The organism is Falsibacillus pallidus (assembly GCF_050990905.1).
Lineage (GTDB): Bacteria > Bacillota > Bacilli > Bacillales > DSM-25281 > Falsibacillus > Falsibacillus pallidus_A.
Map to the genome: position 1 here is coordinate 3,807,254 of NZ_CP158866.1, position 21,108 is coordinate 3,828,361.

General features: G+C 44.6%; 25 protein-coding genes. 9 read left to right on the top strand and 16 right to left on the bottom strand.

All coding sequences use genetic code 11. The features are described 5' to 3' along the window. The first annotated feature begins 17 nt into the window (after nucleotides 1-17). From ABTV07_RS19585 to ABTV07_RS19595, 3 genes are all read left to right on the top strand, one after another. Nucleotides 18-389 carry a VOC family protein gene (locus ABTV07_RS19585; protein ID WP_433745670.1) on the top strand — a complete coding sequence of 124 codons (372 nt, stop codon included), beginning with the start codon at nucleotides 18-20 and terminating at the stop codon, nucleotides 387-389. Nucleotides 390-456: 67 nt separating this feature from the next. After that, nucleotides 457-966 carry a hypothetical protein gene (locus tag ABTV07_RS19590; RefSeq protein WP_433745673.1) on the top strand — a complete coding sequence of 170 codons (510 nt, stop codon included), beginning with the start codon at nucleotides 457-459 and terminating at the stop codon, nucleotides 964-966. A gap of 125 nt (nucleotides 967-1,091) precedes the next feature. Next, complete coding sequence (locus ABTV07_RS19595; RefSeq protein ID WP_433745675.1) at nucleotides 1,092-1,991, top strand: DUF899 family protein; 900 nt, start codon at nucleotides 1,092-1,094, stop codon at nucleotides 1,989-1,991. Between the two features lie 51 nt (nucleotides 1,992-2,042). On the opposite strand, the gene ABTV07_RS19600 is transcribed toward ABTV07_RS19595, so the two are convergent. Beyond that, nucleotides 2,043-2,651: a DUF1989 domain-containing protein gene (locus ABTV07_RS19600; protein ID WP_433745678.1), complete on the bottom strand. Its 609-nt coding sequence runs from the start codon at nucleotides 2,649-2,651 to the stop codon at nucleotides 2,043-2,045. 91 nt (nucleotides 2,652-2,742) lie between these two features. On the opposite strand from ABTV07_RS19600, the gene ABTV07_RS19605 reads away from it, so the two are divergent. After that, nucleotides 2,743-4,089 carry a GerAB/ArcD/ProY family transporter gene (locus ABTV07_RS19605; protein WP_433745680.1) on the top strand — a complete coding sequence of 449 codons (1,347 nt, stop codon included), beginning with the start codon at nucleotides 2,743-2,745 and terminating at the stop codon, nucleotides 4,087-4,089. Here ABTV07_RS19605 and ABTV07_RS19610 read toward each other — a convergent pair. Then, on the bottom strand, nucleotides 4,084-4,836 hold the full coding sequence (locus ABTV07_RS19610) for a YqcI/YcgG family protein (RefSeq protein ID WP_433745682.1): 753 nt from the start codon (nucleotides 4,834-4,836) through the stop codon (nucleotides 4,084-4,086). The two genes, ABTV07_RS19605 and ABTV07_RS19610, sit on opposite strands and share 6 nt — an antisense overlap. Nucleotides 4,837-4,915: 79 nt before the next feature. Continuing rightward, nucleotides 4,916-5,542 carry a LysE family transporter gene (locus ABTV07_RS19615; RefSeq protein ID WP_433745685.1) on the bottom strand — a complete coding sequence of 209 codons (627 nt, stop codon included), beginning with the start codon at nucleotides 5,540-5,542 and terminating at the stop codon, nucleotides 4,916-4,918. A gap of 144 nt (nucleotides 5,543-5,686) precedes the next feature. Between ABTV07_RS19615 and ABTV07_RS19620 the strand changes: the two genes are divergently transcribed. Beyond that, nucleotides 5,687-6,037 carry an ASCH domain-containing protein gene (locus ABTV07_RS19620; RefSeq protein WP_433745687.1) on the top strand — a complete coding sequence of 117 codons (351 nt, stop codon included), beginning with the start codon at nucleotides 5,687-5,689 and terminating at the stop codon, nucleotides 6,035-6,037. A 4-nt stretch (nucleotides 6,038-6,041) separates the two neighbouring features. Beyond that, nucleotides 6,042-6,476: a hypothetical protein gene (locus tag ABTV07_RS19625; RefSeq protein ID WP_433745688.1), complete on the top strand. Its 435-nt coding sequence runs from the start codon at nucleotides 6,042-6,044 to the stop codon at nucleotides 6,474-6,476. Between the two features lie 224 nt (nucleotides 6,477-6,700). On the opposite strand, the gene ABTV07_RS19630 is transcribed toward ABTV07_RS19625, so the two are convergent. Together ABTV07_RS19630 and ABTV07_RS19635 are read right to left on the bottom strand one after the other, a co-directional pair. Continuing rightward, nucleotides 6,701-7,873 carry a hypothetical protein gene (locus ABTV07_RS19630; protein ID WP_433745691.1) on the bottom strand — a complete coding sequence of 391 codons (1,173 nt, stop codon included), beginning with the start codon at nucleotides 7,871-7,873 and terminating at the stop codon, nucleotides 6,701-6,703. Between the two features lie 106 nt (nucleotides 7,874-7,979). Continuing rightward, on the bottom strand, nucleotides 7,980-9,245 hold the full coding sequence (locus ABTV07_RS19635) for an amidohydrolase family protein (RefSeq protein ID WP_433745694.1): 1,266 nt from the start codon (nucleotides 9,243-9,245) through the stop codon (nucleotides 7,980-7,982). Between the two features lie 412 nt (nucleotides 9,246-9,657). Here ABTV07_RS19635 and ABTV07_RS19640 point away from each other — a divergent pair, with 412 nt between their 5' ends. Next, complete coding sequence (locus tag ABTV07_RS19640; RefSeq protein ID WP_433751365.1) at nucleotides 9,658-10,299, top strand: spore coat protein; 642 nt, start codon at nucleotides 9,658-9,660, stop codon at nucleotides 10,297-10,299. Nucleotides 10,300-10,517: 218 nt separating this feature from the next. Beyond that, on the top strand, nucleotides 10,518-12,440 hold the full coding sequence (locus ABTV07_RS19645) for an N-acetylmuramoyl-L-alanine amidase (protein ID WP_433745697.1): 1,923 nt from the start codon (nucleotides 10,518-10,520) through the stop codon (nucleotides 12,438-12,440). Nucleotides 12,441-13,013: 573 nt separating this feature from the next. Here the strand turns inward: ABTV07_RS19645 and ABTV07_RS19650 are convergent. Further along, nucleotides 13,014-13,862 carry a YitT family protein gene (locus ABTV07_RS19650; protein ID WP_433745700.1) on the bottom strand — a complete coding sequence of 283 codons (849 nt, stop codon included), beginning with the start codon at nucleotides 13,860-13,862 and terminating at the stop codon, nucleotides 13,014-13,016. A 270-nt stretch (nucleotides 13,863-14,132) separates the two neighbouring features. On the opposite strand from ABTV07_RS19650, the gene pepT reads away from it, so the two are divergent. Further along, a complete protein-coding gene (gene pepT / locus ABTV07_RS19655) occupies nucleotides 14,133-15,365 on the top strand; it encodes a peptidase T (protein ID WP_433745703.1) in 1,233 nt (410 codons plus the stop codon). A 202-nt stretch (nucleotides 15,366-15,567) separates the two neighbouring features. On the opposite strand, the gene ABTV07_RS19660 is transcribed toward pepT, so the two are convergent. The 10 genes from ABTV07_RS19660 to ABTV07_RS19705 all read right to left on the bottom strand — a co-directional run bounded on the left by ABTV07_RS19660 (nucleotide 15,568) and on the right by ABTV07_RS19705 (nucleotide 20,848). Next, on the bottom strand, nucleotides 15,568-16,344 hold the full coding sequence (locus tag ABTV07_RS19660; protein WP_433745705.1) for a sulfite exporter TauE/SafE family protein: 777 nt from the start codon (nucleotides 16,342-16,344) through the stop codon (nucleotides 15,568-15,570). 87 nt (nucleotides 16,345-16,431) lie between these two features. Further along, complete coding sequence (locus tag ABTV07_RS19665; protein ID WP_433745708.1) at nucleotides 16,432-17,559, bottom strand: MBL fold metallo-hydrolase; 1,128 nt, start codon at nucleotides 17,557-17,559, stop codon at nucleotides 16,432-16,434. A gap of 235 nt (nucleotides 17,560-17,794) precedes the next feature. Further along, complete coding sequence (locus tag ABTV07_RS19670) at nucleotides 17,795-18,190, bottom strand: DsrE/DsrF/DrsH-like family protein (protein ID WP_433745711.1); 396 nt, start codon at nucleotides 18,188-18,190, stop codon at nucleotides 17,795-17,797. 12 nt (nucleotides 18,191-18,202) lie between these two features. Continuing rightward, complete coding sequence (locus ABTV07_RS19675) at nucleotides 18,203-18,436, bottom strand: glutaredoxin family protein (RefSeq protein ID WP_433745713.1); 234 nt, start codon at nucleotides 18,434-18,436, stop codon at nucleotides 18,203-18,205. Nucleotides 18,437-18,452: 16 nt separating this feature from the next. Further along, entirely contained in the window at nucleotides 18,453-19,025 is a 573-nt protein-coding gene (locus tag ABTV07_RS19680; protein WP_433745716.1) for a sulfurtransferase TusA family protein, read from the bottom strand. Nucleotides 19,026-19,077: 52 nt separating this feature from the next. Further along, the gene (locus ABTV07_RS19685) at nucleotides 19,078-19,374 is read right to left on the bottom strand and encodes a rhodanese-like domain-containing protein (protein ID WP_114745773.1); all 297 of its coding nucleotides are present in this window, start codon (nucleotides 19,372-19,374) and stop codon (nucleotides 19,078-19,080) included. Nucleotides 19,375-19,396: 22 nt separating this feature from the next. Beyond that, nucleotides 19,397-19,756, bottom strand: coding sequence for a rhodanese-like domain-containing protein (locus tag ABTV07_RS19690; protein WP_433745718.1), 360 nt, complete (start codon nucleotides 19,754-19,756; stop codon nucleotides 19,397-19,399). A gap of 13 nt (nucleotides 19,757-19,769) precedes the next feature. Then, on the bottom strand, nucleotides 19,770-20,249 hold the full coding sequence (locus ABTV07_RS19695) for a DsrE/DsrF/DrsH-like family protein (RefSeq protein ID WP_114745771.1): 480 nt from the start codon (nucleotides 20,247-20,249) through the stop codon (nucleotides 19,770-19,772). A 27-nt stretch (nucleotides 20,250-20,276) separates the two neighbouring features. Continuing rightward, nucleotides 20,277-20,504, bottom strand: a complete 228-nt coding sequence (locus tag ABTV07_RS19700; protein WP_433745721.1) for a sulfurtransferase TusA family protein — start codon at nucleotides 20,502-20,504, stop codon at nucleotides 20,277-20,279. A gap of 80 nt (nucleotides 20,505-20,584) precedes the next feature. Continuing rightward, nucleotides 20,585-20,848: a metal-sensitive transcriptional regulator gene (locus tag ABTV07_RS19705; RefSeq protein ID WP_433745723.1), complete on the bottom strand. Its 264-nt coding sequence runs from the start codon at nucleotides 20,846-20,848 to the stop codon at nucleotides 20,585-20,587. Nucleotides 20,849-21,108: the final 260 nt, after the last annotated feature.

The window sequence follows — 21,108 nt, forward strand, 5'->3', positions numbered from 1 at the left end:
AAAGGGAGAGAATTGTAATGAACCATATTACCACAATCGGACAAGTGTCCATTCCTGTCCACCAGATGGAGCAATCCATCCATTTTTATCATGAGGTGCTTGGCCTTCCACTGCTTTTTCAAGCTAAAAACATGGCTTTTCTGGAGTGCAATGGCCTTCGTCTTTTGTTGAGCATCCCGGAAAAAGAGGAATTTGACCATAAAAGTTCCATAGTCTACTTTCAAGTCAGCGACATTCAAAAAGCGTTTGAAGATTACCGTCAGAAAGGCGTCGAATTTCATGGGGATCCCCATCTCATCGCCAAAATCGATAACACAGAAACATGGATGGCCTTCTTCCAGGACCCTGATGGCAATATCCATTCTCTGATGAGTGAAGTGCAAGTGTAAGGGTACGATTCACTAAAAAGCGCAGCCAATCATCCGGCTGCGTTTATTTAGGCCAGGAGGAGTTCTTATGAAGATTGAGCAGGCCTTAAAAATCAGCTCACTGATGGATCAATGGATGGAATTGCAGGTGTCAAGCCAGTTTGAAGCTGTAAAATTAGACACTGTAGAAGGAAAGCTTCCAAGATTTCATCAATGGGTTAATGGGAAAGCCGTCAGTGCTGGCTACACAATCCGAAAACATGGAGAAGAAGCCTACCACTTCTTGTTTATTGACTGGCACCGCAAAGGCAATTACTATCTCGTGCTTTATTTAGAAAATAAAACGACGACGGCAGCTGAAATTCAACATGTGGAAGAGGATGGCAGTTCACTTTGGTGGACGTACAATCCATTAAAGAGGGACGGAAAAAATGCTGAGCGGAAAACCTATTTCATCAGCCGATTTGGCTCACCTAAAGTGACGATTTCCCTGCCAAAGTCGCCAGACCAAATGGATTCTTTTATCCAGGAGCTTTTCAATCTGTGCCGAAATCGAATAATGGCAGATCGTGCAGCCGATGTATTTACAGAGATATAGATGCCAAAAAATATTTGATTTCCTATGAAATGTCGAAAGATTAAAAGACGATTTCATGTGATATTTAAAGGATTTCTTCTCCTCCTATCGAAAGAGTACCTGAATCGAACAAAGGGGGAGTTATCATGGAAATTCAAGATGCAGTAAAGGAAATTAAAGAACTTCAGAAGGAAATAATGGAAAAGAAAAAACAGCTGTCTGAACTACGGCAAAAGGTGCCTAGAAAAAAGGTGGAAAACTATCATTTTAAAACCGCAAGTGGAACCCAGACGACACTGCTCGATCTTTTTAAAGATAAAAACGAATTGATAGTCGTCCACAATATGGGCAGGAGCTGTCCATATTGCACGATGTGGGCGGACGGTATCAATGGCGTCTATCATTTTATCGAAGACCATACATCCTTTGTGCTTTCTTCACCCGATTCCCCAGAAGTTCAAGAAGATTTTGCAGCAGAACGAAAATGGACCTTCCCCATGATTTCAACAAAAGACACTACTTTTAAAGAGGATTTTGGCTTTGAAAAGGATGGATATTACTATCCAGGAGTATCTACTTTCAGCAAACATGAGGATGGAACCATTTATTTGGCCGCAAGTGCCCCGTTCGGACCAGGGGACGATTTTTGTGCGGTTTGGCCGCTTTTCGATTTATTGCCTGCTGAAGCAGGTTCGTATACGCCAAAGAAAAAAATCAATGAGGCTTCCCAGTACCAATTAACCAATAACATCGCCATTGGTGTGAGGGACTACCAAAAAGCAGTCGAGTTTTATCGTGGCACGATTGGCATGAGACTTGTTAAGAATGGAGAAAAAGAAGCGCAGTTTTCCTTTAACGGAACAAACTTCTATATTGAAAACAATCCTTCAGAAAAGGTATTTTTTGAGCTTGCAGTGAATGACTTCGAAACGGCCAAGGCTGAGCTCGATGCGGCAGGATGCATCGTGGCAAAAGAATACTCATCTAAAAGTATGATGATCCAAGATCCATACGGGATGAACTTTCATCTCTACGAAAGCAGATAAAAAAGAAAGGGCACCCGCTATGCTAATGCAAACGGGTGCCCTTTTTCGTCACTATTCCACTTCCACTTTGATCGGCGTGCACTTATATCCGTTGCACTCGCTTTCGCTGCAGGGACAGGCCGATACCCCGACTATCAGATCCATCTCTGCCCTTAAGAGGATGGAGTCTCCCGGCTTAGACAACGGCCTTTTCACTTTCATCCCGCCATTATCCTCCACCACTGTATTCATAAAGATATTAAATGGGTAATATTGATCAGGCTGTGAAAGCCCATAAGGCTCTAATGCCTGGCCTAAATTTTCGTAGCAGCTTCGATGATCTTTCTTATTATATAAAAGTTCATACATCTCCGGTCTGCAAGCTGGATTAAAAAAGTCATGCACACCCACATCATCTTCAACCACTGTCATGATGGGATGATATTTGTTCGAATACAAAATATCACCAGGCGTCACTTTATAGGAGTGCAGCGCATCCATGGTCACTCCTGGATCGATTCTTTCGCTCAAATCCCCATCCTTGTACACAACAAAGTCTACTACTTGTTCTCCCTCTACATCAATTACTCTCACTGTTTGACCTTTTTTCATCTTGAAGGCCTGGCCGCCCTCTGCTTCAATAAAATATTCCTGTTTCACGTGAAACTTCCCCCTCTTCATTGGCTATTCAAAGTATGCGAAATCGGGAAATTTTCATACATAATCTACTCCTTATGACTGAAGATAAAAGGATGAGAGGAGGATGATTTTAATGAAACAAAAAATACATTCAAATAGCAATACGGGAGGACATCTTGCTTGGTGGCAGCTATCTCTGCTTGGTGTAGGGTGTACAACGGGTACAGGCTTTTTTCTTGGGACGAGCATCGGGATCCGGGAAAGCGGCTATTCCATCATCGTCACCCTTTTCCTTGCTGCCATCGCAACGTATCTTGTCTTTGACTCCCTCGCCCGGCTCATTGCACAGGAATCATTGGACGGTTCGTACCGTGCTTATGCGAAGAAAGGCTTCGGACATTGGGCGGGTTTTATGATCGGCTGGATCTACTGGTCTTCGGAAATGATGATTCTTGGCAGCACTTTGACTGCCCTGGGGTTGTTTTCCCAATTCTGGTTTCCGAATGCCCCGCTTTGGATGCTTGCCTCGATTTTTGCTGTACTGGGCATCCTCATCGTCCTTGCCGGAGGAAAAAGTTTTGAGAAAGCAGAAAATGTTTTTGCTGTCATCAAGATTGCTGCCATCTTTATGTTCATCGTGCTTTCCATCCTCACGTGGACCGGGGTAATCGATATTCAAAAGCCTGTTCTTCACTATCCAACAGAAAACAGCCGGTTTTTCACTCATGGAGCTAGGGGGTTATGGGCTGGATTCATCTTTTCCTTTTACGCATTCGCAGGAATTGAAGTCGTCGGACTCATGGCGACCAACCTTAAAGATCCAAAAGAAGCTCCTAAATCAGGAAAAACGATGATTTTCATCTTATCAGGCCTATACTTCCTTTCTATCATCCTTGCTTTGCTGCTTGTCCCGCTCAACGAATTTTCCACAGATGAAAGTCCGTTTCTGACAGCATTGAAGCATTATGATTTTCCCATTCTTGTCCATTTGTTCAACGGGGCTTTGATCATTGCTGGTTTCTCCACTGTCGCTGCTTCCCTTTACTGTGTCACGATGATGGTTGTCAATCTTGCGGCAGAGGGAGACGCTCCGAAGCTTTTCAGGCGGAAGAAAGACGCTCCAACTGAAAAACTTCCCCTTACCGCTATGGGGTTGACCCTCGTTGGAGTTTCCTGTTCCATCTGCGCCGCTGTCTTTTTGCCAAAGAACATGTATGAGTACATTACGACCGCAGGGAGCCTCATGCTTATGTATACTTGGCTGTTTATCTTAGCAACGGCATGGAAGCTCTTAAAGCCAAAAGTCAGCCAGAAATTTAAAATGCTGCTCGCTGGATTGTTTATTTTGATTGCCGCAGCCGGATGCCTCCTTGAAAAAACGAGCAGGACCGGTTTTTTCTTCAGTCTGCTCGTTTTGATTTTGGTCAGCGCTTCCGCCTTTATTCTTCACAAATGGAAATGGCAAAAGGCAGAATCATGACTTTTTATTCGCGTTCATCATATTGTGAAAAGGACACTTGGATGGACTAGAGTCATCTTCCCGCAGAAAATACTGCATCCATTCATGATTGTCCTCCTGCCCATACCATTTCAATGCTGGATGAATCGGTGTTTCATCATAATCAGCCAGCCTTTTTCGGATCATTTTTTTCATATTCCGCCCCAATTGGGTGGAGTCATTCATCTGTTCAAATACCCATCTGGGCTGGAAAGCCATCATAAATGAAGGAAAATGCCTGCTTCTCCTTAAGTGGTGTGCAGGAGTTGCACAGAATGCGAAGTAAGGTTCTCCATGAAAACAAAATTCCCATGTGTGATGGCTTGGATCCTTGGATATCCCTTCCGGCCAAGGAACCTGATCCTTCATACTGAGTCCTGTAAGGATAGACCAAAAAAGGTCTTCGAACTCTTCAATCGAATATCTCTGCAACTCCGCAGGCGACTTATAAAACATAACAAGAGAAGCGTACTTCCCGGTCTCTCTGGATACCATTCCGTATTTTTTCAGTACATCCGCTGCGTCCAAAAGGGTCTTTTCCTCTCTCGGATCGCCTAAAAAGGCATAGCGGAGCTGATCGGATAAAAAGCCTATTCTACCAGGGACGCAAGGATAGGTATTTTCATCATCTGCTATCATATTTTGAAAAGATTGGAACGCCTCTCTTGCCCAATCCTCTAATACCATTTGTTTATTTTCAATCATCGCTTTGGAATAAATCTCAGCCACTGTTCTGAACACCCCTATCTTTAACACTTTATAAAGTATTAAAGATAGGAAATATAGGTGAATGTCCGATTCAATAACATTATAAGAACAATTCTTTATATGCCTCCCAGCCGAAATAAAAACCAAAGCCAATCAGGACGATGCCTGCAATATAAGAAATAGCCTTCAGCACTTTTGGAGCCATTGTCTGTTTGAACATCCCCGCAATCAGCGCCATGAAAAGGTCCCATAAGAAAATCCCCACAAAGATTCCTGCACTATTTAAAAATACATCTTTTTTATCCAGGCTCTCTTCGGCCGTTTTCGCTAAAACCGATCCGTAGATCCCGAACCAGAACAGGATATTAAGGGGATTGGATAAAGCCATCATAAAGCCAGCCATGAACGATTTGCCTTTACTCTCTGTTTTCGTGTCCTCTTTTTTTGCCGCCTTCCCTGCACTTAAGATGCTTTCCGCTCCTGTATAAATCAGGACGAAACACCCGAAGCTCCATAACAGCGTCTTCAAGAAAGGCATGTCCAGAAATTGGGCTCCCCCAAAGAAAATCACGATCATGAACAAGAGATCCGCTGCCATCGCTCCGAATCCGACAAGCCATGCGTGCATAAAACCGTACTTAATCCCTTTATCCATCTGTGCCGCATTGATTGGCCCAATCGGTGCGGATAAAGACAAACCAAGGAAAATATAACTTAGGAACAACATTCATCCTTCCCCCTGCCTATTATATGGGTACTCATATATATTCCTTTGCAAAATCAGATTAGAACAAGCTTTTTCATTCTGAATAGGTTCTTGTGGCTAACCATGGTAAAATAATAGAGCGATTAACGAAAAGGAGGAACAAAAATGACTAACGAAACAAATCAAGAAAAATTGCCAGCAAAAACATGTAGTGTCGACCGCCTGGTGACGATGCCCGCTGATGTGGAAAAGGTTTTGACAGGTACGAAGACGGCAACTCGCCGCAACGGCCGTTATGCAGATGTAGGAGAAATCATGGAGCTTGACGGAAAATCATTTGTTGTGGAAAATGTTTATTCCCAATCGCTTGGTGAATTGACTGATGAACATGCGAAACAAGAAGGTTTCCAATCCGTGGAAGAATATAAAGAGTCCATTCTTTCTTACCACCCCGGTATGCCATGGCTTCCTCAAATGCGAGTCTGGGTCCATGAATTCCGTCCTGTCAACGGCTAAGTAGATGCTTCATAAATTATTGCTATATGTACATATTTTGAGTGTGATCATGTCTATCGGTCCTTTTTTCATCCTGCTTCCCATGATCAAAAAGCTAAGGACCAATAAGGCAGACGTACAGCAGGCGCATCTGCAGACATTCAAGTCTGCCGTCCGGCTGGCAAAGCACGCCGGTCATGTTTTAGTTGTGTCAGGGGTGCTACTCGTGATCTTCAGCTCATGGAAATTCTCTTCTCCATGGATTTCTGCTACTCTCATCATCCTTGTATGTTCTTTATTTTTTCTGGCAAGGGCTTTTTCACCTTTGCTGAGGAAATATGGACAAGGAGAAGACGAGGAGCTGCTTGGACGTAAATTAAGGAGGGCCACCTGGATCTACATTGTCCTTCTGCTCATCATGCTTTGGTTAATGGTGTCCAAGCCATTGTTGTGGGCATGAATAGACAAAAGAGGCTGTCGCTGCAGCCTCTTTTTCTATTTTCTTATAAAGCTGTTTTCGTAACCTTAGTTGTTAAAATCTTAATGCCGATTTTAACCTGTAAATACCAATAATACGCGTTGAAATGGAGTATCCAGGCTCTTTTCAAGTTGAATTTTCTTCAAATATTGTAAAAATTATCCTGTTTTAATACTCAAAGCAACAAACTTTGAGAAAAGAGCCTTTTATAAAGTCTTCATCAAGATACTCGCAACGACAATGGAGGCAGTGGTGACTGTAGTGAATCCGCCTACTAGCATCGGGGTCATCAATTCATTGAAAATGAGTTCCTTTTCTTTCTCTGTCCCCTCAATGCTCCTGCTTACTTCATCGCAAAGGAAATAGTCGCCCGGGAAACCGAATAGTGCCGTCAATGCAACAGCGATGCCTTTATTGATATCCCATTTAAATAGTTTCGCTGCCACATAGCCGCCGGCGATGATCCCCACGATGCCGATCAGCATGATGATGACTACTTTTAATACTGAATGAGCAAACATGGATGGGGTCACATCATTCATAGAACTTACCACAAAGAAAATCAATCCCACCATGGCAATTCCGAATGAATTGGACTTCTCCATCATCTTAGGCTGATAGAACTTGAAATACGCCCCGACGATCCCGATCACCAATGCCCATACACTGTAGCTGACCCCAGTGATTTTTCCAATGAAGATGGCCAGCCCTCCACCAATGAACAATTGAAGAAGCAGGATGGAATGCGTCTGAAACTTTTCAGGAATCCACGTCTTGGCCGCTGTCGGCGCTGCACTCGCTGCTTCAGCTGATGCAGCCACCTGTTCGAGTGCCACAGGGTCAATCGTGCTTTTCAGCTTATTGGCATATTTCCTGAGAAAATGTGCGGCAAGCGGCATCCCCACCAAGCCTTGCACCGCTAAAATCAGCGCAGGGATGGAAATGATATCGACCATCCCCATTTCCTTAAGCTTCGTAGATGTGATGATAAAGGCAATGATTCCGCCTGTAATCGGGCCCGCAGATGCTACGGCAGCAGGATATCCGAACATTGGAGGTACAAGGACTAGTAGTAAAACGGTTGCTAACACCATACCAGATAAGGCGATAACGATGGCTTTCACCTGTCCCTTCAGCACTTTGAAGGGAATGATGGTCCCCATATGGATGATCAATGGGGCCACCATGACAGCGCCGAATGTTCCAAGCGTTGCTGTATCGAGGATGGTCTTAGGGAAGACGCCTGTCCATATGAGAACCAGGTACCCCAACATGACCACTAAAAGCATGGGAACCCGCGCACGGGATAAAATCGATGCAGCTTCTCCTGCTGCTACTAACATAAGAACCAACATTACGGCTACCACCGGTTCACTCATAATATTCAGCCTCCTTCTAAGTATGGGTTTGTTCAGCAATTTGGATAAAGCGAAGGCTGGCACATGGTACAATTCGTACCTGCTTGCCAGCCATCAGCGGAAAAAATTATACGAGCAGAGCCGCTTCTTTTTTCAGCGTGTTTTTCACGAATTCTCCATCTTTCAATACGGCCGCGATGTTGCGTGTATCCTCCAAGGATGTAATATCCGCCAGTGGATTCGTTTTTGTAATGACCACATCTGCCAGCTTTCCAGCCTCAAGCGTACCGACTTTATCTTCCCAGCCAAGGCATTCCGCAGCCGTTTTGGTTGTGGCGACCAACGCTTCCATCGGAGTCATGCCGATGTCGCACATCAGCCCCAGTTCCCGCAGGTTCGTTCCGTGCGCCATGACGCCGGCATCCGTGCCCATTGCAATTTTCACACCAGCTTTATAGGCCCTGGCAATGCTTTCTTTATGGAAGTGGATGACCTCCCTGCACTTTTGAACGCCGTATTCCGGCATGGATCCATCCCTTTCGGCCGCTTCTAAAACCGATACCGGCGCCAATAATGTCGGGACAAGGTAAGTTCCTTTTTCCACCATCAGTTCAATGGCTTCATCATCGAGGAAGATGCCGTGTTCAATGGAATGGATCCCCGCCCGTACAGCATTCTTGATTCCTTCTGCACCCTGGGCATGCGCCATCACCTTCAATCCTCTGCGATATTTCGCTTCCTGCACCATGACCTCGAGCTCTTCCTGGCTGTATTGAGTGAATTCAGGGTGATCCGTCGGGCTTAACACGCCGCCTGTTGCATGGACTTTAATGATGTCCGCTCCTGCTCTCAATACTTCCCTCGCCTTTTGACGGACTTGCTCCACTCCGTCGCACACGCCGGCAGGACTCCCAGGATAGCCATGGAGCGTGATGTCCACCCCTGACCGCATCCATTGATCGCCATGACCGCCAGTTGTCGTCAATGGCGTGATGCTGATCTGCATCCGCGGGCCTGATACCACTTTATTTTCCACAGCCTGTTTGACGCCAGCATCTGCACCGCCAGCGTCCCTTACCGTAGTGACGCCTGCATCCAAAGTTTTTCTCATATGATCAATGGCTTTATAGAACTGGTAGGAAAAAGGGGTGGTCAGCTTCTCTTCCACTTTCCCGACTTCAAACATGAGATGGACGTGCGTATCAATCAGCCCGGGAAGAATATAACCCCCTTGTGCATCCACCACTTCTACATTAAGCCCAGATAAATCAAGCTCATTTTCCTTTCCGACCGCCTCAATGACCTGCCCTTTCAGCAGAACGGCCCCACCTTTGACTGGTTCTCCTCCATTTCCATCAATCAATGTTCCATTTTTAATCAACTTGTAGCTCATACATTTCACTCCTTCGATTAATTTTGATTATGTATTGCCTTTAGATGGAGAAAAACTGGTTTGGTCACCTCTCTTTCCATGGCGGAATATGCTATTGCCTTGTTGTTAAAGGATTCTAACATAGTAAAAACAAGATTTAAATAAGTTTTCTGATTTTTTAAAATAATCAATAAATGGTGAAAGCGCGTTCATTTGCATAAGGACAAGGTTTATTAAGCTTTTCGACAAAGTGAAAAATTTTTTCGACAGTCGAAATATTCTCCTGTTTTATTTCAAAAAATTACTTGAGGTCGGAGAGGGTTTTGCAGTCAATACTAATCAGGATGTTGCGAACATCACTTTTATTCGGGAGGTCATTTTCATGCAAAACCGTTTTAATCCAGGAACACAGCCACAGGGCATGCCCTATCAGATGCCGCCTCAGCAGCCGCAAAATGCACAGTCGCAGAATATCCCGCCGCAGATGAATCATGGCGGCCATGAGATCTTTGACCTGCACGAAATCATCGCGGGGATGATCAATGTCCTGGACCAATATATGATGTTCAGGCTCTTCATCAAAGATCCTGAGCTTTTGGACATCCTGGACCGACAATATCGGTTCATCCTTGATCAATACAACATCACCTGTGAGTGCTTCACAACCGGGAAGGATCCGTCGCACCCTACACAGAGTTATAAAATGACTCAGTCGCATGATGTGGTGTATGGCATCAAACCAACTCAGCCAAAGAAACCGAACCAATCCATCATGGAAATCCAGGATAAAGGAATTTCCGCACATATGCTGGGACTGATCAAATCCACAGCCTCCCTGCTCACGATGACATCAGTAGAAGTCACAAACCCGGTAGTCAGACGTGTATTGGCAGACAGCGTACCAAATTTTATTGAAATGGCTTATGAGATTTTCCTTTATCAAAACAAGCACCAGTACTATCAAGTGCCGCAGCTTGCCCCGAATGATATGAACCAGATGACGAACAGCTATGTACCATTCACCGGGCAGCCGCAGATGCCAAACCCCGGCCAAATGAATGGGTACCAGCGATAACTTTTACAGAACAGCCTGATATGGGCTGTTCTTTTTAATAGTGCGAAAAATGAAACCCCTTCCATTTCCCTATCCTGACCTCTCCTTTCTCCCTATATTTCCGATTTGAACACTAGTTAAAATTGTTCATTTTTGGAATTTTCAAACAAAATAAAAGGATTCTGCTTCTTTTTAAAGAAATTCCCTTGAGGATAACCATTAGGAAAGGGAGGATTTCTTTGAAGAGAAAATGGAATAAAGCGGCCAAAGCAACGGCAGCAATCGCCATCAGTACTTCGATGCTGTTTCCGCTGGCCAGCAGCCATCAAACAGCATTCTCGAATGTACATAACGTACTCGCAGCAGAAACCCAATCAGTCGATTCAGCATATTTTCAGGAAGCATTTAAGAAAGCAGCAAAAGAATTCGGCGTCCCAGAGAATATCCTGTTGTCTGTTTCTTATAACATGACAAGATGGGAGCAGCATGACGGGAAGCCGAGTACGTCCGGTGGATACGGCGTCATGCATCTGACGCAGATGGACGGGGCATCAGCAGATGAAAAAGGATTGGAGGAAGCCCATTCCTTCACACCTTCACCAAACCTTGATCAGCACATGCTGGATGAAGCAGCGAAGCTCATCAATCAAGATCCTGAAGCGTTGAAGAAAGATCCTTTGCAGAACATCCGCGGTGCAGCGGCCCTGCTTGCCAAGTATGCAAAGGAATCAATGGGAAGCGTGCCTAAGGACGAATCCGATTGGTACGGTGCTGTGGCAAAATACAGCGGATCCACTGAGGAAGCAGCTGCAACTGATTTTGCAGATCAGGTATACGCAACGATTCAAAATGGGATGGACCGTCATACACCTGAAGGGCAGGATGTTCAGCTCAAACCAGAAAATGTAGAAGGCAACCGGGCTTCTGCAGAAAAATTCCACTTTCACAAAAGTACAAAGGATCCGCGTGCCGAGGTGCCAAATGGGGTAGACAGCCAGTTCATCCCTGCTTTTTACCAGCAGTTGAGCGCCAATCCGGGCAATTATACAAATTATGATGTAGGCGACCGTCCGAAGCTTGGCGGCGATATCCGCTATATCGTCATCCATGACACGGAAACAGCTTATCAGCCGACCATCAATTTATTTTCCCGTCCATATGGGGCTTCTGCCCACTATGTCCTTCGTTCATCCGACGGGCAGATTACGCAGATGATTCAGAACAAAGATGTAGCATGGCATGCCGGGAACTGGTACTTTAACATGCATTCCATCGGTATTGAGCACGAAGGATATGCCGCGCAAGGCTCCGACTGGTACAGCGAGCAGATGTACCGCGCTTCCGCAAAGCTTGTCCGCTATCTCGCTGAAAAATACGATATCCCGATGGACCGTGCGCATATTTTCGGCCACAATGAAGTCCCTGGCCTTACTCCATCATCCCAGCACGGGATGCACTGGGATCCAGGCCCATTCTGGGATTGGGACCACTACTTTGAGCTAATGGGTGCGCCAGTCACTCCAGCCCATGGGTCGAAAAAAGCCGTGACATTCAAGCCGCATTTCGAAACGAATAAACAAGTGGTGGACGTAAACGATGGCAACATCCGTGAACATTCCACAAACTTTGTTTACTTATATCAAGAGCCAAGCTTCGATGCACCGACGATCGTGGATCCTGCTATGAGTGCAGCACGACCGGATGAAGCAGCGAACTGGGGCAATAAAGCGGAAGCTGCCCAGACATTTGCACTGGCAGACAGCAAAGGCGACTGGGATGCCATCTGGTATGGCGGACAGAAAGCCTGGTTCTACAATCCACATAACAAAAATACCGTTCCAGGAGATGTACAGACTCTGATCACACCGAAGGAAGGCAAAGAAGCCATTCCGGTCTATGGCAGTGCATGGCCAGAAGCGTCTGCGTATCCTTCCGATGTCACGCCGAAATCGATCATCCCGCTGCAATATACCATTGAAGCAGGACAGGTCTACGCGGCAGAGGAAAAAGTGAACGGTGACTATTACAATGCTAAAGTATTTACGTTAGACCCTTATGGCGTACATAAGATGGTCTACGGCAAGGAAGAATACTACCGGATCCACTTCAACCACCGATTTGCTTTCGTCAAAGCAGAAGATGTGGATGTTGTGAGAAGGTAGGGGTCTAGATAAAGGTGAAAAGACGTTCCTTTTTGGGGAACGTCTTTTTTTGGGTGGGTGCGTCTAGGTGGCGAGGTGTGGGTGCCGACGTCTAGGTGCCTGTCACTCCCCGACTTTGGCGACGTCTAGGTGCCTGTCACGCCCCGACTTTTGTCGAATGATGCTGCTGCAGCTCGATTGGCGGGTGTATGGTTTGGGCTCATTTGGGGTGGCAAATGGCCAGTGGCGCATAAGATTGTGGTTTTGGCGCAAAAGTCACATGTTCCGGCGCATAGCAGGAAGGTTTTCGCGCATAGAGGCCGGATTTTTGCGCATAACCGCTTATTTCTCGCGCATAAAGCCTGTCAGCGGAGGGATTTCCCACTCTTTTCCGCCCCATTTTCCTGACCTCCCACGCTCCAGCACACATTTTATACAGCTGCAGGGCCATTTTCCCCTCCGTTCATCACAAAATAACAAACAAAAAAGACGTTCTCAGTCCGGGAACGTCTTTTTGCCCATTTTTCTCAAGCCACTTGTGTCGAGGTGCCTGTCACCACCCGACTTTTGTCGAAATATGTGTCTTTCAAATCACTATGCAAGCCTCTTGAAATTTTGTCCAAGGATTTCGTTCATATTGTGGACGGTAATGAACGCTTTTCGATCGACACTGATGATGTAATGTTTAAGCTTAGAGAATTCTTTTCTGCCTAAGATCGTTGTGATGACTTCTTTTTCTTCAAAATTGTAGGCGCCTTTGGCTGTATGGATGGTTGCTCCTTTGCCAAGCTCCTGAACGATGTATGAACGGATCTCATTGCTGTACTTGCTGATGATGACGACCTCTTTGTTCGTGTTGAATTTTTGCAGCATATAGTCAATGACCAATCCATTCAGGATGACGCCGAAGAATGCATACATGCCGACTTTCGGTCCGAAGATGAAAGTGGAAGACAATGCGATCAACAGATCAGAGAATAAGACAGCCTTGCCGATTTCAATAGAAAAATATTTATTTAATATCATGGCGAGAATATCGGTTCCGCCAGTTGATGCCCTTTGGTTGAAGACGATCGCCATTCCGGACGCTGCGATGCATTGCCCAATGATCAGCTGGATCAAGATGTCATCGCTCAATGCATGGGAAAGCGGTGCGACTTGTTCGAGCACCCAAACCATGCCGGACAAGGCAAAACTCGCGTAAATCGTTTTAGTCCCGAAGCTGAATCCAAGAAAAATAATGCCGATGATGAACAGCGCCACGTTGGCGATGATCATGAACACACCGATGGAAATCGAAGGCATGAGGTGATTCAGCACAATCGATAGACCACTGACTCCCCCAGTCGCTAAATGATTTGGCGATAAAAAGAAGTGGACGTTGATGGCGACCAGCAGTACTCCGAGATTAATATTGATAAATGTTAACAGCTTCTTTTTCATCCCTCATGACCTCCTTATCTATATTAAAAAAATACTTTGTTTTTCCTAGCACAGACGCGATTATAGTAAGGATAAGAGCATATGTAAAGGGATAGGGCATAAAAGAATTATTAAGAATTATAAAGGGCATTCAATAATTGGAAAATTAAAATATGCCCAAAAATAGCGAATACTTTTGGCGGAATTGACGAACTTTTGAAAATCTTCATCTGTGTCTGGAAGGCACACACGTGATAAGATGGAAGTATTGATATGAAGGGAGATTGAGACATGAAAGAGGAATTGATTAAACGACTTACTACATACGTAAAAGTAGAAACGCAATCGGATGAAGAAAGCAGCACATGCCCGTCTACGGAAGGGCAGCTCGTCCTTGCCAGAATGCTGGTTGAAGAGCTGAAAGAGATCGGCATGCAGGAAGTCACGATGGATGGAAACGGCTATGTCATGGCTACACTGCCAGCGACCTCTGACAAAGAAGGCGTTCCGACAATCGGGTTCCTTGCCCATGTGGATACGGCGACTGACTTCACTGGAAAAAACGTCAATCCGCAGATCGTAGAGGACTATAATGGCGAGGATATTGTATTAAATAAGGAACAAAACATCGTGATGTCCACGAATGACTTCCCAGAGCTTCCAAGCTACAAGGGACATACGTTGATTACAACGGATGGAACAACGCTGCTTGGTGCAGATAACAAAGCTGGTATTACGGAAATTATGACAGCGATGAACTATTTGATTCAGCACCCGGAAATCAAGCACGGGAAAATCCGCGTGGCATTCACTCCGGATGAAGAGATTGGACGCGGGCCTCATAAATTTGATGTAGAAGCGTTCAACGCTGATTTTGCCTATACGATGGATGGCGGTCCGCTTGGAGAACTTGAATATGAAAGCTTCAATGCTGCGGCAGCTAAAGTGACGTTTAAAGGAAAGAACGTCCACCCAGGTACAGCGAAAAACAAAATGGTGAACTCCGCGAAGATTGCGATGGAATTCAACGGGATGCTGCCTGTTTGGGAAGCTCCAGAAGCAACAGACGGCTATGACGGGTTCTATCACCTCAGCTCCATCAACGGAGATGTGGAAGAAACCAAATTGAGCTACATCATCCGCGATTTCGACCGGGAAAACTTCGAGGCGAGAAAAGCGGAAATGGAGCGCATTACTGAAGAGCTGCAGGCGAAGTATGGAAAAGAGCGCATACAGCTTGAAATGAACGATCAGTACTATAACATGAGAGAAAAAATTGAACCGGTCATGGAAATCGTCGATACAGCTTATGCAGCAATGAAGAAGCTCGATATCGAGCCGATCATCAAACCGATCCGCGGCGGCACAGACGGCTCCCAGCTGTCTTATATGGGACTGCCAACACCGAATATATTCACTGGCGGAGAAAACTACCACGGCCGCTACGAATACATCTCCGTGGACAATATGATCAAAGCAACCAACGTCATCATCGAAATCGTCCAGCTCTTCGAACAAAAATAAAACAACAAGTGCCTGTCACTAAGAAAAGCGGAAGCGCCTTGGTCAGCCCCGACCAGCATAAGCCGTAACTCGAAGGAAATCCTGATTTCCGTAGAGTTACGGCTTATGACTCGAGGGGCTAGGCGCTGAAGCTGGACACGCCCCGAAAAATGTCGATTTCAAATCGACAAAAACCGGGGCGTGACAGGCACTTTCGTGTCGTTTACAGAATGCCCATCCATACTTTGATGGCTGTGACTGTGATGAGGATGGCCAGGATGATTTGCAGTGTCCGGGTATTCATTTTTTTGCCTGCTTTCACTCCTAGTGGTGAAGCGATCAGACTGGCGACGACCATGATGATGGATGGAAGGTATTCTACCTGTCCCGTCGAAACTTTCGCCGTGATTGCACCAATGGATGAAATGAATGTAATGGCAAGCGATGAAGCGATAGTCATGCGGGTAGGAATTTTCAATACGACCAGCATGATTGGTACAAGCAGGAATGCTCCACCTGCCCCGACAATCCCTGCACTGATTCCCACTACAAAGGCAAGTGCTGCTGCGAGCCATTTATTGAACGTCACTTGTTCATTCGGAACATCTTCTGCTCCCTTTTTAGGAATGAACATCATGACCACGGCAATCAATGCCAGTATTCCATACACTAAGTTGATTCCATCTTCAGAGAATCCCCTTGAAATGAAGCCTCCTATGAAACTCCCGATCAAGATGCTGATCCCCATGTAAGCAATCAGTTTTTTATTTAAGAATCCGCCTTTTCGGTACGCCCATACTCCCCCGATTGTAGCGAAAAACACCTGTATCGCAGTAACGCCGGATACTTCATGGGCAGTAAAATGCGCAACGCCGAGCATGGCCGGGATGAATAACAGCATCGGGTAGTTGATGATCGATCCACCGATTCCAAGCATCCCTGAAATGAAAGAACCGACAAACCCGATTAAAAAAATAGTAATTATGAATGTCAAATCCATGATGCACTCCCTCCCTGAGGCTGTAGCACCTCAATGAAATTGCCTGTAAAGAAGGGAAGCCCAAAGCTTCCCTTTTCTTCACTGCTATTATCGAACTGCACAGCGGTTTGGTCCGATTTCCATTTCACGCTGCTGTTCTTCATCCGGGCTGATTTTACCCATGTTCGTTTCGCGGATTTCCTGGTAAGCATTCGGCTGCGGAGGAAGGTTCTCTGTTACGAGCTTTCTGAACTCTTCTTCACTTTCGATGTTCAAGCCATGGTTTTTCGAGAAAAGCGTACCAAGTTTTTCAGATACTGTACCATCGTCATTCAATTCATCGATGATCATGAAGTGAGCTGGAAGTACAAGAAGCTCATCTGAAAGCTCTTTATAGCGCTTATAAAGCGTTTCACGTAGATCAGCAACCCAATCCTCTGCCATACCCGCAAGATCGGGACGGCCAATGGAATCGATGAAGAGAATATCGCCTGAAAGCAAGTATGCTTCATCTACCACAAAGGAAGTAGAGCCGATTGTGTGTCCTGGAGAATACAATGCTTGAATGGCAATAGTCGTATTGCCTACTGTCACTTCTACACCATCTTCCAATGGTTCATAAGAGAATTTAACTTCTGTTGCATCTTTTGGCGGCAGCCAGTAAGCTGCACCTGTTTGCTCAGCAATTTTTCTGCCTCCGGAGATGTGGTCTGCGTGAAGGTGTGTATCGAACACTTGAGTGATTTTTGCACCGACGCTCTCAGCGAATTCTGTATACACATCTGTCATTCTTACTGCATCAAACAATGCCGCTTCTCCTTCCGAAACCACCATGTAAGACAGGCAGCCTTTTCCGATGCGTACAAATTGATACATTTCGCCGCCGTTTTTCAAATCTCCTACTTTTACAGGCTCTAAGTGTTCACTCCATGCTTTCATCCCGCCTTGAAGGTAAGCCACATCCTTGCCTGCATCAGAAAGCATTTCCGCTACCATGACAGAAGATCCTTCCTTCGCACATACGACAAGGATTTCTTTATCTGTTGGAAGCTGGTCTAAAATTTCTTCTACTCCGTCAAGCAAATCGAAATATGGGATATTTAAATAATCAAAGTTTTCTCCTTCGATTTTCCAATCCTTAAAATCTCCTTCATTACGAACATCCAAGATGAAGAAAGCTTCTTTGTTGAATACTTTTTTCGTTACTTCTTTTGAAGTCATTGCACGAACTGTCATTTCTTTTTACCCCCTATGGTATATATTATCGTAAAAAATTTTAATTAAAATGCTTTGTTTCACACCGCTGTTGATTTCCGTTCAAGACTTCGCTTTCCGAGGGCGGCGGCAAGCCTCCTCGTCGCTCTGCTCCTGCGGGGTCTCGCCTACCCCGCTTTTCCCGCCGGAGTCTTCGCCTTGCACTCCAATCAACAGCTAGAGATTAGCTAAAATCCGCCACTTTTAACTTCTCCAATTAGAATGTTAAAGTTACGTCTGCGTCTTTGGCGAATTCCAGGAATGTTACGGCTCCGCCGACTTCGATTCCATCTACAAATACTTCTTTATCAAGACCCATGACATCCATTGTCATTTGGCAGCCGATGAATTTCACTCCAAGGTCCATTGCCATTTCCGCTAATTCCGGGATGGATGGTACATTTGCTTTAGCAAATCCTTCTGCGAAATGCTCTTTTCCTTCAGGCATTGGCAGCTGTTTGTTCCCTTCTTTATGAATCAGGTTCAGACCTTCAAATGTGAAGAATACTGCTACTTCCTGGTCAGTCGCTGCTGCTGCTGTTGCAATGTTGAATACTTTATATGCGTCAAATAAACCGCCGTTGCTTGCAATGATCGCTACTTTTTTACTCATGTTAAAATCCTCCTATTGGTTAAGAATAGCCATAATTTTGTTTGGATCAAATCCGAGAACCCATTGACCATTGATTTCTGTTTGGGGCACGCCCATCTGCCCCGTTTTTTGAATAAGCTGCTTCATCAATTCAGGATTCTCTTCCACGTTTACTTCTTTAAAATTCACATTTTGATCCTTCAAGAAGTTCTTGATCATGACACAATATGGGCATCTATTTGTCGTATAAACCGTTACTGAATTCATGAAAACCGCTCCTTTTTTAATTGATAGATGTTGTTTCGCCAGTCCATTGGCTCATGCCAGGGACTACATTGATGACGTCTTTGAAGCCTTTTTCCGTCAATTTCTGTGCAGCCAAGTCACTGCGGCTGCCTGTGCGGCAAATGACATATACTTTTTTGCTGCTGTCTAATTCCCCTGCTCTTTCTTCCAATTCCCCTAGAGGAATGGATACAGCACCCGGGATATGATTGAATGCATACTCAGCTGATTCGCGTACATCAAGGACAATGATATCGTCATTTCCTGCAGCTGCAGCGACTTCTTCATTTGTTGCTGTATGAGGATGCTTTTTCTCTTGTGCTTCTTCACCGCTTGATTTACGGATGTAATGCTTTAACACATCATCTTCTTCAATTGTGCCTAAATATTGGTGGCCAGTGCTTTCTGCCCATGCTTTGATATCCGCTTTAGAACCTTTATCCGTTGCGTGCACTTCAAGTACTTGACCAGGCTCCATGCCATTCATGGATTTTTTCGTTTTAACGATCGGCATCGGACAAGCAAGCCCTTTGGCATCCAGTACAAGATCTGTTTTAATCGTATTGGTCATTTCATTAACCTCCTGTAGTTTACCTATTGGGGTATTTTTGTCAGTAAAAAAATTATTCGGTCTTTCCTTCCCAATCGAGCATGCCGCCAGCCATGTTAATCACATTGTAGCCTTGTGATTCCAAGAACTGTGATGCACGACCGCTTCTGCCGCCAGAACGGCAAACCATTACATACTCTTTGGATTTATCCAATTCATTCATGCGGAATTCAACTAACCCCAATGGGATATTGACTGCTCCAGGAATTTTCCCTGCTGCTACTTCGTCTGTTTCACGCACGTCAATGATGTTTAACGTCTTGCCTTCGTTCAACTGAGTTTCTACTTCTTTAGCTGTCATTGTTTTCATGATTACACATCCTCCTTAAAATTTATCTCCAGGCGCTTACTCCGCCTTTTACGTTTGTTACGTTTGTAAAGCCTAGTTTCTTAAGCAATTTGCTCGCTTTTTGGCTTCTCATTCCACTTTGGCAAATGACGACAACCTCTTTATCCTTGGAAAGGCTGCCTGCTTTTTGCGATAGCTGATGCAATGGGATGTTTTTAAATCCCGGGATATGATATCCCTTGAACTCTCCTTGAGTCCTTACATCAATAAATTGTTTATTTTTATCTTTCATTTCATTTTTTAATTGAGCTGTTGTAATATGATGGATTCCTTTTGCTGGAATGATTCTTTGCAGTAAAAAGAAGATGATGATTGCTAGGATGATATAGTTCAAATACGTCATTTTGACCCCTGCCTTAGATAAATAAGTTTACGTTCCCATCTTCTGCATCAGCCAGGTATGCTGCTACACCGGCATATTCAATGCCTTCTAAAAGTTCTTCCTGCTGCAGCCCCAATAAATCCATCGTCATAGTGCAGGCAACAAGCTTCACTTCCTGCTCCTGAGCCATTTCAATTAGCTGCGGCAATGTCATGGCATTATGCTTTTTCATAACATCCTTGATCATTTTCGGACCGAATCCTGCGAAATTCATTTTAGATAGGCCCATTTTATCTGCACCGCGCGGCATCATTTTTCCAAACATCTTTTCCATGAAGCCTTTTTTTAACGCAAGTTTTTCGTCTTTTCTCAAAGCATTCAATCCCCAGAATGTATGGAAGATCGTTACTTCGTGATCATAGGCTGCTGCACCATTGGCAATGATATAAGCGGCCATCGCTTTATCGTAATCTCCGCTGAAAAGTACAATCGTTGTTTTTTTCGTCTCTGTCATGTAAATCCTCCTGGATGTCTGTCTTGGTTAGCCTTTTTTGATGTAAAACGTCAGTACGCCGTCTTCTTCTTTGAAATCAAGCATTTCATGGCCTGTAGAAGCTGCCCATGCTGTCAAATCGTTTTTCGCGCCTTTGTCAGTTGTAAGAACTTCTAAAATTTGACCTGATTCGATTTCATTCATTGCTTTCTTTGTTTTAACGATGGGCATTGGACATGCCAAACCTTTTGCGTCTAGTACTTTATCTGAATTCATATTGTATTCCTCCTAAGTTTTTATTACCCTATGGGGTATAATAGTAACGAAAATAAAAATGGGTGTCAACCCGTTTATCATTATCTGCTTTTTACAAGCAGGTTAATGGCTTCATTCATCATTTCTTCCTGTGTCTTTTCTTCTGCATTTTCAGGATTCTGGATGCATTCAATTAAATTGGAGCTGACAATCAAACCGATGGTGCGATCCAAGGCAGTCCGGGATGCGGATAACTGAGTAATGACCGATTTACAGTCATTTTCTTCGTCCATCATTCTTAAAATGCCCCTGATCTGCCCTTCAATCCTCTTGAGCCGGTTCTTCATCTGGTCATTATACATCATGCGCTTATCCCTCCTTGTTCTTTAAAATGGTTTTGCGCTTCAACAGTTCTCATTTTATACCCCTATAGGTATAATGTCAACTGATAATTTATTTTTTATTTGTTGTCGTATTTTCTTAACTTCCCTATTCTTAAGATAGGTGTTTTCGTAAACTTTGTTGTTAAAATCTTAATGCCGATTTTAACGTAAAATAATTGTTTTCGCGTTGAAATGGAGTATCCAGGCTCTTTTCTAGTTAAATTTTCTGGATAGATGGCATA

Bases quoted from the DNA above. Each gene is read 5' to 3' on its own strand.
- ABTV07_RS19640 (WP_433751365.1), top strand. From the start codon at position 9,658: ATGCCGCCTCAGCAGCCGCAAAATGCACAGTCGCAGAATATCCCGCCG.
- ABTV07_RS19685 (WP_114745773.1), bottom strand. From the start codon at position 19,374: ATGAAAACAATGACAGCTAAAGAAGTAGAAACTCAGTTGAACGAAGGC.
- ABTV07_RS19615 (WP_433745685.1), bottom strand. From the start codon at position 5,542: ATGTTGTTCCTAAGTTATATTTTCCTTGGTTTGTCTTTATCCGCACCG.
- ABTV07_RS19620 (WP_433745687.1), top strand. From the start codon at position 5,687: ATGACTAACGAAACAAATCAAGAAAAATTGCCAGCAAAAACATGTAGT.
- ABTV07_RS19680 (WP_433745716.1), bottom strand. From the start codon at position 19,025: ATGACCAATACGATTAAAACAGATCTTGTACTGGATGCCAAAGGGCTT.
- ABTV07_RS19650 (WP_433745700.1), bottom strand. From the start codon at position 13,862: ATGAAAAAGAAGCTGTTAACATTTATCAATATTAATCTCGGAGTACTG.
- ABTV07_RS19605 (WP_433745680.1), top strand. From the start codon at position 2,743: ATGAAACAAAAAATACATTCAAATAGCAATACGGGAGGACATCTTGCT.
- ABTV07_RS19585 (WP_433745670.1), top strand. From the start codon at position 18: ATGAACCATATTACCACAATCGGACAAGTGTCCATTCCTGTCCACCAG.
- ABTV07_RS19695 (WP_114745771.1), bottom strand. From the start codon at position 20,249: ATGACAGAGACGAAAAAAACAACGATTGTACTTTTCAGCGGAGATTAC.
- ABTV07_RS19595 (WP_433745675.1), top strand. From the start codon at position 1,092: ATGGAAATTCAAGATGCAGTAAAGGAAATTAAAGAACTTCAGAAGGAA.
- ABTV07_RS19635 (WP_433745694.1), bottom strand. From the start codon at position 9,245: ATGAGCTACAAGTTGATTAAAAATGGAACATTGATTGATGGAAATGGA.
- ABTV07_RS19630 (WP_433745691.1), bottom strand. From the start codon at position 7,873: ATGAGTGAACCGGTGGTAGCCGTAATGTTGGTTCTTATGTTAGTAGCA.
- pepT (WP_433745703.1), top strand. From the start codon at position 14,133: ATGAAAGAGGAATTGATTAAACGACTTACTACATACGTAAAAGTAGAA.
- ABTV07_RS19690 (WP_433745718.1), bottom strand. From the start codon at position 19,756: ATGACGTATTTGAACTATATCATCCTAGCAATCATCATCTTCTTTTTA.
- ABTV07_RS19625 (WP_433745688.1), top strand. From the start codon at position 6,042: ATGCTTCATAAATTATTGCTATATGTACATATTTTGAGTGTGATCATG.
- ABTV07_RS19675 (WP_433745713.1), bottom strand. From the start codon at position 18,436: ATGAATTCAGTAACGGTTTATACGACAAATAGATGCCCATATTGTGTC.
- ABTV07_RS19670 (WP_433745711.1), bottom strand. From the start codon at position 18,190: ATGAGTAAAAAAGTAGCGATCATTGCAAGCAACGGCGGTTTATTTGAC.
- ABTV07_RS19665 (WP_433745708.1), bottom strand. From the start codon at position 17,559: ATGACAGTTCGTGCAATGACTTCAAAAGAAGTAACGAAAAAAGTATTC.
- ABTV07_RS19590 (WP_433745673.1), top strand. From the start codon at position 457: ATGAAGATTGAGCAGGCCTTAAAAATCAGCTCACTGATGGATCAATGG.
- ABTV07_RS19600 (WP_433745678.1), bottom strand. From the start codon at position 2,651: ATGAAGAGGGGGAAGTTTCACGTGAAACAGGAATATTTTATTGAAGCA.
- ABTV07_RS19660 (WP_433745705.1), bottom strand. From the start codon at position 16,344: ATGGATTTGACATTCATAATTACTATTTTTTTAATCGGGTTTGTCGGT.
- ABTV07_RS19700 (WP_433745721.1), bottom strand. From the start codon at position 20,504: ATGAATTCAGATAAAGTACTAGACGCAAAAGGTTTGGCATGTCCAATG.
- ABTV07_RS19705 (WP_433745723.1), bottom strand. From the start codon at position 20,848: ATGATGTATAATGACCAGATGAAGAACCGGCTCAAGAGGATTGAAGGG.